This is a genomic window from Paraburkholderia sp. FW306-02-B, from assembly GCF_058782725.1.
Window position 1 is genome coordinate 3,191,101 of the sequence record NZ_JBYSXZ010000001.1, and the last position, 14,026, is coordinate 3,205,126.

Annotated in this window: 12 protein-coding genes; 4 read left to right on the forward strand and 8 right to left on the reverse strand. The window is 60.4% G+C overall.

The window, feature by feature from the left end; all coding sequences use genetic code 11:
- Positions 1 to 74: 74 nt before the first annotated feature.
- Both AC3WOG_RS14115 and AC3WOG_RS14120 read right to left on the reverse strand, forming a co-directional pair.
- The gene (locus AC3WOG_RS14115) at positions 75 to 1,070 is read right to left on the reverse strand and encodes a GlxA family transcriptional regulator (protein WP_492578580.1); all 996 of its coding nucleotides are present in this window, start codon (positions 1,068 to 1,070) and stop codon (positions 75 to 77) included.
- A 229-nt stretch (positions 1,071 to 1,299) separates the two neighbouring features.
- Positions 1,300 to 1,518, reverse strand: a complete 219-nt coding sequence (locus AC3WOG_RS14120; RefSeq protein ID WP_492578581.1) for a hypothetical protein — start codon at positions 1,516 to 1,518, stop codon at positions 1,300 to 1,302.
- A gap of 314 nt (positions 1,519 to 1,832) precedes the next feature.
- Between AC3WOG_RS14120 and AC3WOG_RS14125 the strand changes: the two genes are divergently transcribed.
- The gene (locus tag AC3WOG_RS14125; RefSeq protein WP_492578582.1) at positions 1,833 to 2,207 is read left to right on the forward strand and encodes a hypothetical protein; all 375 of its coding nucleotides are present in this window, start codon (positions 1,833 to 1,835) and stop codon (positions 2,205 to 2,207) included.
- 1,117 nt (positions 2,208 to 3,324) lie between these two features.
- On the opposite strand, the gene AC3WOG_RS14130 is transcribed toward AC3WOG_RS14125, so the two are convergent.
- Positions 3,325 to 3,867, reverse strand: a complete 543-nt coding sequence (locus AC3WOG_RS14130) for a nucleoside deaminase (RefSeq protein ID WP_492578583.1) — start codon at positions 3,865 to 3,867, stop codon at positions 3,325 to 3,327.
- A gap of 42 nt (positions 3,868 to 3,909) precedes the next feature.
- Entirely contained in the window at positions 3,910 to 5,031 is a 1,122-nt protein-coding gene (locus AC3WOG_RS14135; protein WP_492578584.1) for a BMP family ABC transporter substrate-binding protein, read from the reverse strand.
- A gap of 269 nt (positions 5,032 to 5,300) precedes the next feature.
- Between AC3WOG_RS14135 and AC3WOG_RS14140 the strand changes: the two genes are divergently transcribed.
- Both AC3WOG_RS14140 and AC3WOG_RS14145 read left to right on the forward strand, forming a co-directional pair.
- Positions 5,301 to 6,050 (forward strand): SDR family oxidoreductase, encoded by a 750-nt coding sequence (locus AC3WOG_RS14140; RefSeq protein WP_492578585.1) that lies wholly within the window; start codon positions 5,301 to 5,303, stop codon positions 6,048 to 6,050.
- A 286-nt stretch (positions 6,051 to 6,336) separates the two neighbouring features.
- Entirely contained in the window at positions 6,337 to 6,609 is a 273-nt protein-coding gene (locus tag AC3WOG_RS14145) for an alpha/beta fold hydrolase (RefSeq protein WP_492578586.1), read from the forward strand.
- A gap of 13 nt (positions 6,610 to 6,622) precedes the next feature.
- Here the strand turns inward: AC3WOG_RS14145 and AC3WOG_RS14150 are convergent, their stop codons facing one another.
- A complete protein-coding gene (locus AC3WOG_RS14150; RefSeq protein WP_492578587.1) occupies positions 6,623 to 6,931 on the reverse strand; it encodes a helix-turn-helix domain-containing protein in 309 nt (102 codons plus the stop codon).
- A 21-nt stretch (positions 6,932 to 6,952) separates the two neighbouring features.
- On the reverse strand, positions 6,953 to 8,386 hold the full coding sequence (locus tag AC3WOG_RS14155) for an aminotransferase-like domain-containing protein (RefSeq protein ID WP_492578588.1): 1,434 nt from the start codon (positions 8,384 to 8,386) through the stop codon (positions 6,953 to 6,955).
- Between the two features lie 169 nt (positions 8,387 to 8,555).
- On the opposite strand from AC3WOG_RS14155, the gene AC3WOG_RS14160 reads away from it, so the two are divergent.
- Positions 8,556 to 10,871: an FdhF/YdeP family oxidoreductase gene (locus tag AC3WOG_RS14160; RefSeq protein ID WP_492578589.1), complete on the forward strand. Its 2,316-nt coding sequence runs from the start codon at positions 8,556 to 8,558 to the stop codon at positions 10,869 to 10,871.
- Here AC3WOG_RS14160 and AC3WOG_RS14165 read toward each other — a convergent pair.
- Together AC3WOG_RS14165 and AC3WOG_RS14170 are read right to left on the reverse strand one after the other, a co-directional pair.
- Positions 10,846 to 11,379 (reverse strand): M48 metallopeptidase family protein, encoded by a 534-nt coding sequence (locus AC3WOG_RS14165; protein ID WP_492579802.1) that lies wholly within the window; start codon positions 11,377 to 11,379, stop codon positions 10,846 to 10,848. The two genes, AC3WOG_RS14160 and AC3WOG_RS14165, sit on opposite strands and share 26 nt — an antisense overlap.
- A 417-nt stretch (positions 11,380 to 11,796) precedes the next feature.
- Positions 11,797 to 12,810, reverse strand: coding sequence for a hypothetical protein (locus AC3WOG_RS14170; RefSeq protein WP_492578590.1), 1,014 nt, complete (start codon positions 12,808 to 12,810; stop codon positions 11,797 to 11,799).
- Positions 12,811 to 14,026 lie beyond the last annotated feature (1,216 nt).

Sequence of the window (14,026 nt, forward strand, 5' to 3'; positions counted from 1 at the left end):
CGAAAGCACGGCCGGCAATCCGGCCGTGTCGAATGGTTTTTGTCGTGCGCCTTCAGCCCCGAGCCAGCGCACACCTACACCTCGCTCGCTACCCGGCTGCGCGCACGATATTCGGTGGGCGAAAGCGCCATGCGCTTGCGAAAGATCTTCGCGAGACGATCGCCGTTGCCGGTGCCGCTGCGCCGCGCGATCTTGTCGACCGGCAATTCGGTTTCGGTCAGGAAGTTGCAGGCAATGCGCAGCCGCACCTGCAGCAAATAGTCGGACGGCGTCACCTGCATTTCGTGCTTGAAGCGGCGCAGGAAATTGCGCTCGCTCATCGCCGCCACCTGCGCGGCATCGGCAACCGACACCGGACGATCGCAGTTCGCTTCCATCCATCGCGCGGCAGCGCGGATTTTTTCGGCCACGCTGAGCGTGCCGCCTTCGGCCGGCAACGGCACCCATGTGGCGGCCATACCCGGCATCACGCGATCGGCGACGCTGCGCGCGAGTTCCGCGCCGAGATCGCGTTTGATGAACATCAGCGCGCTGCGTGCGCAGTCGTGACGATCATTGGTGGCGTTGAGCGCGGCCTCGGCCGCGAGGCTGCCCAAATGACGGCTGGCTTGCAAACCGTCATGCTCGAACGGGCCGGCGGCCTCCAGCACGAGACGGCCCTCGCCGATCGCTTCGATCGTGCGGGTGCGCGTTTGCACCAGGCGCAGCCAGTTCAACAGCCGCTCGTCGCGCGCGGCCACATGAGCGCCGTAGCCGCCCGCGATGAACAGCACGTCGAAACCGGCGCCGAAGCGCGCATCGATACGGTCGGTCCAGATACGCACCGACGAAGAACTGGCGACACTACCGCCGTCCATCGACAAAAACTGCACTTCATAGGGCGGATATTCTCCGGCCCGTGAGCCGGCGAGTTCATTAGCGGTCTGGAACATCTCGACCACCGTGCCGGGTCCGAGCAACCAGAAACCGTCGAACAACAACACGCCGATGCGCCGCGCGGCAGAACGAACGTTCAGGTTCGGCGTATGTAACCAGGTGACCCTCGCAGTGTCAATGCTCATGTGCGGCATGATCTTTCCCCAAAGCTGTGGTGCGTTGCAGACCCCGCTGACCCGTCAGGCTGGCCGATATGAATGCGTTTATTATGGCCGATGAAAACCGCCGGCTACAACGCTTAGCGGATTATGCGTGATGTTAGCGGAATGCACCGCTATAGTAAATTTGAAAAACAATCGTTTAGCGCGAATCTGAACGTATGAAGAAAACCATTTTCGTGCGTTTCATATTACAACACGTGAATCAGCCGGCGAAGCGGCACATGACAGCGAAGCGCGCGTCGCCGCCGACACGAAGATCCTTTTCCATATTGGCTTTCGCGCCTGATCCGGCGACGGTCTGCGTGTGCGCCCCAGCCGCGGATTTACCGATTCGACTGGCAATTGAGCTGTTCAAAAGTGTTTCAAACCTGAACTTCAAATCTCGCAAATAATGAACATTCAATCCGGTTTTAATTCGCAAATTGGGAATTTATCGACTCATCCGGCGCAGTAACCCGCCCATTTATTGCTTCACACCGGATTAAGAAATATGGTGCCGGATTTGGAACATTCAAAATCGTTTCGTTATTGAAACATCAGAACCTTAATGTCTTACATAATTCAGTCATGATGCGCTGCAATATCGGAAAACATCAGATGATTGGGTTGCCCGAAGGCGCTCTCCGCACTCTCCTCCTTAAACAAGGTTTCATCCGCGGATCGTGCTCTTTAAGACTTCGGAACGGCCCGCAGCGCCATAATTTGCGCATCGTGATAGCGGGAAGGGGCCGAAACATGACGCGCCCGATGAGCATCGAGAGAGTCAACGAATATGGACGGAACGCGGTTCGCATCGCGATCGAGCGCAGCGAGGTGCTGCTCGACGTGGACGATCTCGACGCCATGATCGAACACCTCAGCGTGCTGCGCGCGACGATGCGCCCGGAAGTACCTAAAGAGCCGTTGCGTACGCACCAGTACGTCATTGAAATAGACCCATGCTGGCACACCGAAAAGCATCCGCTGCACGACGGCGCCGTGATGTTCCTGCGGCATTCCGGTCTGGGCTGGGCTGGATTTGCCATACCGATGCCGAGTCTCGCCAAACTGCATCAGGCGTTGGCGAAGCATCTGGAAGCATCGTGTGAAGTACCCGGCATGCTCAACTGATTCGCCCACGCGCAGCGTGTTGCGCTTCGCGCAGCACTACGTTTCAGATGGCGTTGCGCACCTCGCGGCGCAACGCACCTATACTTCAGCTGCCACTACACGCTGCACAGCGGTTACTTTCATTCAAGATCTCTTTCCGAAGCGCGGCTTTGTCCGCGCTCTTTTTTGCGCGCCGCTTAGGTTTGCTTATGGATTCCGTATGAGACATGACGTTCATCGGCCTGTCCAGTTCATGAACATTGCACAAACTTAAAAAAGGGCAAAAGAAAGCGGCTCAAACCGCCAGTTCTTAAGCGGGTCTCCTGGCTTGGAGGAGGCAGTGGAGCATCTGCAATCCGTGCCCTCGCACATTCAGCCCTGGTGACAAGGCCGTCATACTTCCGGCGGCGCTGCGCGCGCCGCAACGGTACTTCTCAAAACCAATGGGATGTACACGCTTGCGGCGTCATCCTTCCCGCCTCGCACTACGTGCTCGCCGGGACTGTCTGCAAGGGAAACCGAGGCTTCGTTTGCGCGCGGTGGAGGCCATCGGCTTCGCCTCGGCGAAGCGGTTTGCGGTTTGCGGTTTGCGGTTTGCGGTTTGCGGTTTGCGGTTTGCGGTTTGCGGAAAAGTAATGCCCGGCGATTAATTCGGCTAGACGCTGCATACTGCTACGCTCTTGAGGGGTCGTGCGCGGCGCGCGCCTTGACGCGGTGCGGAACCGGCCTTCACCGAACGAAACGCAGCCGCGAGTTACGCGAGCGCATGCAACTGAATGCCCGCGCTTAGCCAACGCGCAAGCGCGAAGAGAACCGATGGTTTTATGAAGTACCGCCACGGCGCGCGCAGCGCCGCCGGAAGTATGACGGCCTTGTCACCCGCGCGGAATGCGCGAGGGCACCGATTCCAGATGCTCCACTACCTCCTCCAGGCCAGGGGACCCGCTTCAAAGCTAGCGGTGTAAAGCCGCTTTCTTTTGCCTACTTTTCTTTGCGGCAGGCAAAGAAAAGTAGGTGCCCCCCGCACAGGGGGAACGCTAATAAACCAATAACAAAACAAGGAAAGGCCACCGCCGCAGGCAAACAGACATAAAGCGCCGCGCAGGCAAAAAAACAATCAGTCGCTACGCGAAAAAAATTACCTATTACTCCAAAACCTCAGCTGAACATCCATAACTTCAGCTTCAACCTCGGCCACCGGCCCCCAAACCTCGATCCGCTTCTGACAGTGATCAAAAACATACCGACAATCCACACTCATCGTCGGATTCTCCGAATGATCCCCCGTCGCCGCCAGCAATCTCTTCTCAGTCATCCCAAACACAACGCGGCCAATATTGGCCCAATACACCGTCCCGGCACACATACAACACGGCTCGACCGACGTGTACAACGTACAACTCCACAAATACTCAGGCGTAAAATTCAAAGCCGCCACGCGGGCCAACACCGATTCGGCGTGATTGACCGTGTCGACATTGCCCTGCTCCATCAACACGGTCTCCTGATCCGGCCCGACCAGCACCGCGCCAAACGGATGATGCCCCAGCAGCGTCGCCCGCTCGGCCACCCGGCTCGAATGCCGCAAATGCCGCACGATCTGCTCAGGCGTCGGCGTTAAACCCTGCGGCGGATAAGTCGTCGCCAACCCGGCGGCGTCGGTCGAAACGGTCAGAGCCACGGGCGTCTCCTTTAATAATAGTTAGACAAACCAATCAATTCGTTACTTCGGCAGCGATCCATCCACGCCCTGCACGAACCAGTTCAAACGCAACAACTCCGCATCGCTCAGCGACTTGCCCGCAGCAACCTTCACCACACCGGACTGATCCGCAATCGGGCCGGCAAACGGATTGAACTTGCCGGAAATGATGTCATCACGTTTCTGATTCAACGCCTTTTGCGCCGTCGGCGAAACCGCGTCCGTGTTGATGTCGGCGAGATCGATCGCCTTCTCTTTCAAACCCCACCACACCGGCGCGTTGTTCCACGTGCCCGCCATCACCTGTTGCACCAGATGCGTGTAATACACGCCCCAGTTGCTCACGCAAGCGCCCAGTTGCGCGTTCGGGCCGAACTTCTTCATGTCGGAATCCCAACCGAATGCGTGGACCTTCTTCTGCTCGGCGGTCTGCATCGTCGCGGTCGAATCGGTATTCTGGATCAACACGTCGGCGCCCTGCCCAATCAGCGTCTCGGCGGCCTGCTTCTCGCGACCCGGATCGAACCAGCTATTGATCCAGACCACCTTCACCCGCGCATTCGGATTGACCGAGCGCGCACCCATCGTGAACGCATTGATATTGCGCACGACCTCGGGCACGGGCACCGAGCCGACAAAACCCAGCGTGTTGGACCTGGTCGTGTAACCCGCGACCAGACCGGCCAGATACGCGCTCTGATACGTCCGCACGTCATAGGTGGCGAAGTTGGGCGCCTTCTTGTAGCCGGTCGCATGTTCGAACACGGCGTCCGGGAAATCCTTCGCGACCTTCAATTCGAAATCCTGGAAGCCAAAGCTCGAGCCCACGACGATCTTGTTGCCCTTGGACGCCAGATCGCGGAACACACGCTCTGAATCCGCCGACTCGGGCACGTTCTCGACGCGCGTCACTTTGATCTTGTCGCCGAACTGCGCCTCGACGGCTTTCACACCTTGTTCGTGCGCATACGTCCAGCCAGCGTCCCCCGGATTGCCAAGGTAGACGAAGGCGATGCCCAGCGGCTGCGTCGTGGCCGCCGCGGCGCTGAACGCCACAGTCGCGCCGAGTGCGGCAGCGAGGACGGTCCGCATGGTTCTAATGCGCAATGAGTGATGCAGCGCTCGCGCCAGCTTTGCTTTCATGTGTTCTCCGACGATGGTTGGGAAGATGCCTGCCACAGCGCTCGGGACAAACCCGGGCAAGGCTCCAGCATAAGGGGCCATATTCGAAGGCCAATTTCAGCGGAAAAATTATTATTCGTTATCTACCCCATAACGGAATCCGTATTTTGGTGTCCACGTAACATGTTCGATTTCTTCGAACGAGTACATCGGCAAAGTGGTACGGCAAACGCCTCACGCCAGCGCAATATCCTGGTCATCAACCCGTAACACTCTTTCGGAGAAACAAAATGACTCGCTTCCAGGATAAAGCTGTTCTCGTCACCGGCGGTAGCAGCGGCATCGGCTTCGCCGCCGCCAAGGCTTTTGCGAGCGAAGGCGCCCGTGTCGTCATCACCGGCCGCGACGCCGCCGCGCTCGAGGCCGCCAAGGCAGCGCTCGGCCCCAATGCCGTGGCGGTGCGTAACGACGCCGGCTCGATCGCCGCAGCCCGCGAACTGGCGGCCGCAATCGGCGACGCCCGCATCCGGCTCGACGCGGTCTTCGTGAACGCCGGCACCGCGAAGTTCGCATCGTTCCCGGATGTCGACGAAGCCTTCTGGGACGCGATCTTCAACACCAACGTCAAGGGCGCCTACTTCCAGATCCAGGCGCTGTTGCCGCTGCTCAATCGTGGCGCATCGATCGTCATCAATGGTTCGATCAACGCGCATATCGGTATGCCGGCGTCGTCGGTGTACGCGGCGAGCAAGGCGGCAGTGATTTCGCTGGCCAAAACCTTGTCGTCGGAATTGCTGCCGCAAGGCGTGCGCGTCAACGTCGTGAGCCCCGGTCCGGTGCAAACGCCGCTCTACGGCAAGCTCGGCCTGGACGCCGCGACGCTCGACGCGACCGCTGCGCAGATCCTCAGTCAGATCCCGGCTGGCCGCTTCGGCACGGCGGAGGAAATCGCCTCGACCGTGCTGCATCTCAGCGCGCCGGAATCGGCTTTTATCGTCGGCACCGAAATCATTGTCGACGGCGGCATGAGCCAGCTCTAAAGCGGCGTTCAGGCGAGTCGCGCGTGGCCCCTGAGGCCGTCCGCAGTCATCGAGGTCGCCGAGGTCGCCGAGGTCGCCGAGGTCACTGAGGTCACTGAGGTCACTGAGGTCACTGAGGTCGCTGAGCTCGCTGAGGTCGCTGAGGTCGCTGAGGTCACTAAGGTCACTAAGGTCACTAAGGTCACTAAGGTCACTAAGGTCACTAAGGTCACTAAGGTCACGAATCAGCGGCACTGCGGCACGGCTCCCCAACGAAGTCGAGGAGACCTACGCTCGCGGATACGCGATGCCGGGCGCGCTGCGTGCGGGCTTCGAGTACTACCGCGCCTTCCCTGCCGACGCTAAACAGAATCAGGAATTCGAGAAGCACAAGCTGACGATGCCCGTGCTCGCTATCGGCGGCGCGGGCAGCCTCGGGCCGATCGCCGGCGAGGCGTTACGCCATGTGGCGACCAACGTGCAGGCCGTCGCGATTCAAGGCGCCGGACACTGGGTCGCGGAAGAGCAACCGGACGCCGTCACCGATGCGTTGTTGAAATTCCTGGCGCCAGCGCGGTAAGCCGGACTTCGCCTCAATGGACCCGAGGCGCCGGATCGACCTGCGACTCGTCAGGCGGCCCGGCGTCACCAAACAGCTCCGCGCATAAGTCGAGGCCAATCTCGCTCAGGCGCGCCGTGCCCGCTCCTTCCTCGTTGAAGGTGGTGTCCACGAGGCCACCGTCGACCAGCGCCGTCAACTGCCGCCGCAAGCCGCTCATCGGCACACCCGCCTGCTTGGACAGCTTGGCGAGCGACCACGCGCCGCTAGCCGTTTCCTGATGCGCGCGCCATAACTGCGCCAGCACGGCGAGCAGCACCGGATCGATTTCGTCGTCTTCCATCGTGAGTGTCTCCTCGTTCTCTCAAGCCGTGTGCGCCACGAGTTCGCCCAGTATCTTCAGTGCCGCTTCGGTCTGCGCCGTCCATGGATAGCTGTAATTGAGCCGCATGAAGTGGCGAAATTCGTTGCGCGTCGAAAACATCATGCCCGGCCCGATCGTGATGCCGCGCGCGAGCGCCGCCTGATAGAGCCGCATCGAATCGACGCGTTCGGGCAATTCCACCCACAGCACGTACCCGCCTTGCGGCGCCGAGGTCCGCGTGCCGGCCGGAAAAAACCGCTGCACCATCGCCATCATGATGCTCGCCTGCTGCCGGTAGACCTTGCGCACGTGCCGCAGATGCCGGTCGTAGCCGTCCTGCCTGAGGTAGTCCGCGACGGCGACTTGCGGCACCGACGGCGTGGTCAGCGTGTTGAGAAACTTCAGCTTCTCGACTTGCGCACGATAGCGCCCCGGCATCGCCCAGCCGATCCGGTACGACGCGGTCAGGCTCTTCGAAAACGACGCGCAATGCAGCACCAGCCCTTTCGTGTCGTAGTTCTTCAAGGTCGAAGGCCGGGTCTCGCCGAAGTACAGTTCCTGATAGACATCGTTCTCGATCACCGGAATCTCGTGCGCGGCGAGCAGTGCGACCAGTTGCTGCTTGCGCGCATCCGGCATCCGGAAACCCAGCGGATTCTGGAAGTTCGGCATCACCATGCAGGCCGCGATCTTCTGCCTGGCGATAACCTCGGCGAGCGCCTCGATATCGATGCCGTCGGCCGGATGCGTCGCCACTTCGATCGCGCGCATGCCGAGACGCTCGATGGCGTGCAGCATTGCGTAATAGGTCGGCGATTCGACGGCCACCGTGTCGCCCGGTTTGGCCACCGCCTGCAAGCTGAGGTTGATCGCCTCGGTCGCGCCGAGCGTGATGATGATGTCGTCCGGATCGACCGGCACGCCGTTCTCCGCATAACGGCGCGCAATCTGCCGGATCAGTTCGGGGTTGCCAGGCGGCAAGTCGTCGATCAGGTTCCAGCTCGCGTGACGCCGCGCAATCGCATTTGCGTACTGGTTGATGCGCCGCCAAGGGAACAGCGACGGATCGGGGTATGGCGAGCCGAGCGGCATGGCGTCGTGCGCGCGGATGCTGCGCAGCGTCGACAACACCAGCCGGCTCACGTCGACCTCGGCGGCAACCGGCGGCGTTTGCGCGGCGGCCTTGCGGCTGTGCCGCGGCTCCTCGAACGCCGCGGCCGTGGCGACGGCGTCGCGCACGAAATAGCCCGACTGCGGCCGGGATTCGATAATCCCGCGGCTTTCCAGCAACGCGTACGCGTGCAGCACGGTCTTGATACTGACGCCGTGCTGCTGGCTCGCCTGGCGCACCGACGGAATCCGCTCACCGGCCGCGAAAACGCCGCGGCGCACGGCTTCGATCATTTCATCGGCGAGTTTTTCGTACAGTTTCAAGGACCTGGCTCAAACAAGTGCATGGGCGAGAGCGCCAGTCTATGACAAATATCAAGCAACTGTATCCCTCGGCTTTCCGATTTTCTGTATGCTGCGCTGCTTTTGGAACACAGTAGGCTTGCATGCATCGGCATAAAAGCCTCGTCAAAGCCACTCCGGCGGCAAGATCATGAAGAAACCCGAAGCTCGCATCGAACCATACACGCACCCCGCAGCCGGCTGGGGCGCGCTCAAGTACGTCGCCATCAACCTCGTCAAGGAAAAGGTGACGGGCGGCAACTACCGCACGCTGCTCAAACAGAATCAGCCGGACGGCTTCGACTGCCCGGGTTGCGCGTGGCCGGATCGCGAACACGCGTCCACCTTCGAATTCTGTGAAAACGGCGTCAAGGCGGTGGCCGCCGAGGCGACCAGCAAGCGCGTGACGCCGGCGTTCTTCGAGGCGCACAGCGTCGCCGAACTGATGACCCAGTCGGATTTCGAGCTCGAACAGCACGGTCGCCTGACCGACCCGCTCGTCTACGACGCCGTACGGGACCGCTACGTGCCGATCGGCTGGGACGAAGCATTCGATCTGATCGCCGACCACCTGAAGCGCCTCGACAATCCCGACCGCGCCGCCTTCTACACCTCGGGCCGCGCCAGCAACGAAGCCGCGTTCCTGTACCAGTTGTTCGTGCGCATGTACGGCACCAACAATTTCCCCGATTGCTCGAACATGTGCCACGAAGCGACCAGCCGCGGCTTGCCGCATACGGTCGGCGTCGGCAAGGGCACGGTCACGCTCGACGACTTCGAACACGCCGACACCCTGCTGCTGTTCGGCCAGAATCCGGCGACCAACCATCCGCGCATGCTCGGCGAGCTGCGCGAATGCGCCAAACGTGGCGCGACCATCGTGTCGATCAATCCGTTGAAGGAACGCGGGCTGGAGCGTTTTGCGAGCCCGCAGCATCCGGTCGAAATGCTGACGATGGGCAGCACGAAGATCAGTTCGGTGTTCATCCGGCCGAAAGTCGGCGGCGATTTTGCGCTGATCAAGGGCGTGGCCAAACGCGTGATCGAACTCGATGACGAAGCGCAGACGTCCGGTCTGGAACGTGTGCTCGACGTCGCGTTCATCGCCGAACACACGGTTGGCTTCGAGGCGTTCGCCGACGATCTGCGCGCCGAGAACTGGGACACCATCGTCGCCGAATCGGGCGTGCCGTTCGACGAGGTGCTGACGCTCGCCGACATCTACGTGAAAGGCCGTGCGGTGATTTCGACATGGGGCATGGGCCTCACGCAACACAAGAATTCGGTGCCGACGGTGCAACTGCTGTCGAACCTGATGATGATGCGCGGCAATATCGGCCGCCGCGGCGCGGGCTTGTGTCCGGTGCGCGGGCACTCGAATGTGCAGGGCGATCGCACGGTCGGCATCGAAGAAAAGCCGACCCAGGCGTTTCTGGATCGCCTCGGCGAAGTCTACGATTTCGAGCCGCCGCGCGAACACGGCCTCGACGTCGTCAACACCATTCAGGCGATGCTCGACGCTCAGGTGAAGGTGTTTATCGGCCTCGGCGGCAACTTCTCGATCGCGACGCCGGACACGCCGCGCACGTGGGAAGCGATGCGCTCGTGCGATCTGACTGTGCACATCACCACCAAGCTGAACCGCAGCCATCTCGTACATGGCCGCGACGCGCTGATTCTGCCGACGCTCGGCCGCACCGAGATCGATCTGCAGAACGGTGTGGCTCAGGGCGTCAGTGTCGAAGATTCGATGAGCATGGTGCACATCTCTTACGGCATGAACAAGCCGGCATCGGAGAATCTGCTGTCGGAGATTGCGATCGTCGCACGAATGGCGCATGCGACGCTTGGCAGCGCGAAGGTGGACTGGCTCGCTCAGGCCGCCGACTATTCGCTGATCCGCGACGGCATCGCACAGGTGATCGACGGCTTCCAGAACTATAACGAGCGCCTCACGCACCCGGGCGGCTTTCATCTGGGCGTGGCCTCACGCGAGCGGATCTGGAAAACACCGAGCGGCAAGGCGCAGTTCATGGTGCATGCGATTGCGGTCGACACGCCGATTCATCGCGCACGCGCGGAGCACGGCGAGCGTCTGATGACGTTGATGACGACGCGTTCGCACGACCAGTACAACACGACGATTTACGGTCTCGACGACCGTTATCGCGGCGTGTATGGCCAGCGCCGCGTGCTGTTTGCCAACAAGGGCGATCTCGCGATGCTGGGTTTTGCCGCTGGACAGCGAGTGGATATCAGGAGCGTCTGGGCCGATGGCATCGAGCGTCGCGCGGATGGGTTTTTGCTGGTGGAGTACGACATTCCGCGCGGGTGTCTGGGCGCGTATTACCCGGAAACGAATCCGCTGGTGCCACTGTCTTCTGTCGCCGATGGCGCGGGGACGCCGACTTCGAAGTCGATTCCTGTTTTGTTGAGTGCCTCTACTGTGGAGGCTGTCGCAGCTTGACGGTCCAGATCTGGCTTTTTGTCAGATCGCGATGCGTCAGGTATAGGCGCAGGTCGAATTCGATCTGGTGGTAGCCCGGTTGCATGAACTCGCAGAGGCGGTAGAACGCTTTGTTGTGGTCGCTTTCTTTCAGGTGGGCGAGTTCGTGCACGACGATCATTTTCAGGAATTCCGGCGCCGTGTCCTTGAATAGCGAGGCGATGCGGATTTCTTTTTTTGCTTTGAGTTTGCCGCCTTGCACGCGGGAGATGCTCGTGTGGAGGCCTAACGCGTGGCGTACTACATCGAGCTTGCTGTCGTAGATGACTTTGTCGATTGCTGCTGCACCGCGCAGGTGTTCGCGCTTTAACTCCGAGCAGTAGTCGTAGAGTGCGCGATCGGTCTGCACTTCGTGTCCGTTCGGATATCGCTCGGCCAGGTACGCGCCGAGTTTCTGGCCGGCGATCAGCTTCTGGACTTGTTCCTGTAGCGATGCCGGGTAGCCGGTTAGGTATTTCAATGGCTTCATGGTGGTTTGGTTGCGCGTGGCGCGTGGGGTTAATAGATTACCCCTTAAAGATTGGCCGGGTTGCACGTTACTACTTTCGTAAGCCGCCATTTAGGAGCGCCACTTCCAGTGGCAGCACGAAGGACATGCCTACGGGTGGAGTGCGAAAGTACAAGAAGGACTCCCGTCAGAGCAGCACGTCTGCAGCCGTCGATCACGACTTTGCCCATGCAATCTGGAGGGCGGACGGGTGTCAATCGGTTGATTGAGTCACGGTAACGCCAAGATACTCGCAACTGTGGAGGCATGACACAGGGACGGTAAGCGACAACGCATTACTGACTTCTGTTCCGGCGAGGTAAAAACGGATGGCGGTCACGCGGGCCGTCGACAAGTAACATCGCAATCGCAGCCGTTGGTCCTCTCTCGCGTCCGTCCTTACTTCAAAAATTCCTGTGGCACTTCCGTCAACCTGCGTTGCTTCATGTATTCCATCCACCCCGCCGCGCCCGAATCGGTTCGAGATGCACTGGTTGCGTCAACCAGCTTGGACTCCAAAGCCGATCTTGAGGTAGCCCCTCCTCGCTGGCTGTTCTCCCCGGCATCGCTGCGTGCGTCGAACCGCGGCGTTCGCCACTCCTGAACACGCCCTGTCCTCACCGGCTGATTGCGCGCCCCACTGACAACAGTGCGATCTGAAGAAGGTCGGCCCGCGTCACGCGAGCTAGCCAGACCACGCTGAGGCACCAACTGACGCTCCCTCTTCACCGGGCTGCGCGGCTCAGCAAGCGGCTGCATCAACGGTTGAACCGGAATTTTTGTCGTGCGCACATGTGCGTCGGTTCCATGCGACTCCGTGCCGACACTGGCGACACGCTCATGCGTGCCGTCGATAACCGCGGGTGAAGCTGAGCCGGCAACTGGAGCGTTTGCGAACAGTGTCAAATCTTCGTGCGGCGGACCGGCCGACGCCCCCTCGTTTCCGCCCGGCACGTCGCCGCCAATACGAGGCAGCATCGCCACATCTCGACGGGAGGTGGCCTCCTCGTTGTGGCGCGCATAGTGCCCCGCAGTCCATGCGAGCACCACCAACGCGCCGAGTCCAACGACACCGCTAACGACCCTGACACGCAATTGGCCCCGTTGCGGCCGACACGCATCGTGCGCACCTGGCGCACTCCTTTCAAATACCGCAGCCGCCGGATGCTCCAACGCGGACAGTTTCGGCATCCTGGGCGTGTATTTGGGTTGCCAATGGCTCATCCAAATCGGAACGCGCACCTGGCGCGTGATCGCTGCGAAGCCATCCCGCCGACGATCTCCGTGTGCTATCCCGCCCGCGGTTCCGAGCGGCCGCAGCACCCAGCCCCGACCGTTGAGCAACGACAGCGCGGCAACAGCCGGCAGACTCAATGCCCCTTCTACCCCGACAAAACCTTCGGAAATTCGCATCGCTCTCCCGACATTCGTTAGTGGACAGACCGTCATGGCTCCATGACGGGACGCATATGGATCACATCAAATCTTTCAGCGAAAACCGGCATACCGCCCTTGCCGCGGACTAGCGTGCGGGACCTGTAAGAAGCAGTTGCCTAACGCCACGCGGTTTCAACAAAGCGCACGGCCATCTGCCTCAGAATTTGCGAACCAAGGCCAGGTAGCCATCCTTCCCTTGACTGTACGAATTGCGGAGACATCTATAAATCGCAGTTCCTCGATTTCTGTCGGATGGCGGAAACTCGGCACATCTTGGCCGACGGCAATGACCGAACGATCATGCATTGTCTAACCGCATAAAACCGCCGTCGCGCGCCGTACCGTCGATCATGCCACCCGGAAAGTTGGCGCTGTCCTGTCACGGCCGCGGGCCCTGTTTGACGCGCGTTGGGACGCCACCAATAAGGCCTCGCCTTATCGGCAAACAGAAGACCTGCCAGCAGGAAGCGAAATATTGCCCGACGATACGGTGTCCACCTCTTCGAGATCCAGTCACGCGGGCCAACTTCGAGTCTGGGCATTCGGTGACTACCCGATAGCATGGATTCCGGCACGATGCACACGTCGAGAGCACCCTATTGCTGAGACGCGCCTGCCTGGGACGGTGATCGTCTCCTGAGCCGCGGGCGTTTCCCATGGACCTCGCTTGAAATTGCTTCACGACAGGAGGAATGCGACCCAACTTCGCTTCGTGGCCGGACCTCACCTACCGTGAGCTGCCCCCCTTTCAAAGGCAGCGCAGTTGGCATGTCAAGCGCTAGTTCCCGACGTAAATATACGGAGCGTCATCGCGAGCGTACATCTCAAAACTTAGATTTTTACGATGCACAAATTACCGCAGGCACAAATCAGACAGACCGTGCGACTGACAGGGCGAACAGCGACAGCCAAGGCATTCCGACATTCGATACATTGCACGTTAACGCCGCATGGTGAACAGGAGTGCTGGCATCACACCGCGCCATACCGGGCTCCGACGTAAAGCGGTTCAAGATATCACCTCCATCGACACTTTTCTAACTTCTGCTATTTCAGGAACCCTCGAAAGATACGAATCTATTGGCATATACCGCCCGCGGGTTAGGTCGACAACCTGCTATATAGCGCAGACAAGGAGACTTAAACCGTCGCTGTCAAGGCTGCTCTAGCCGGGTAGCAAGAAGCCTTGATA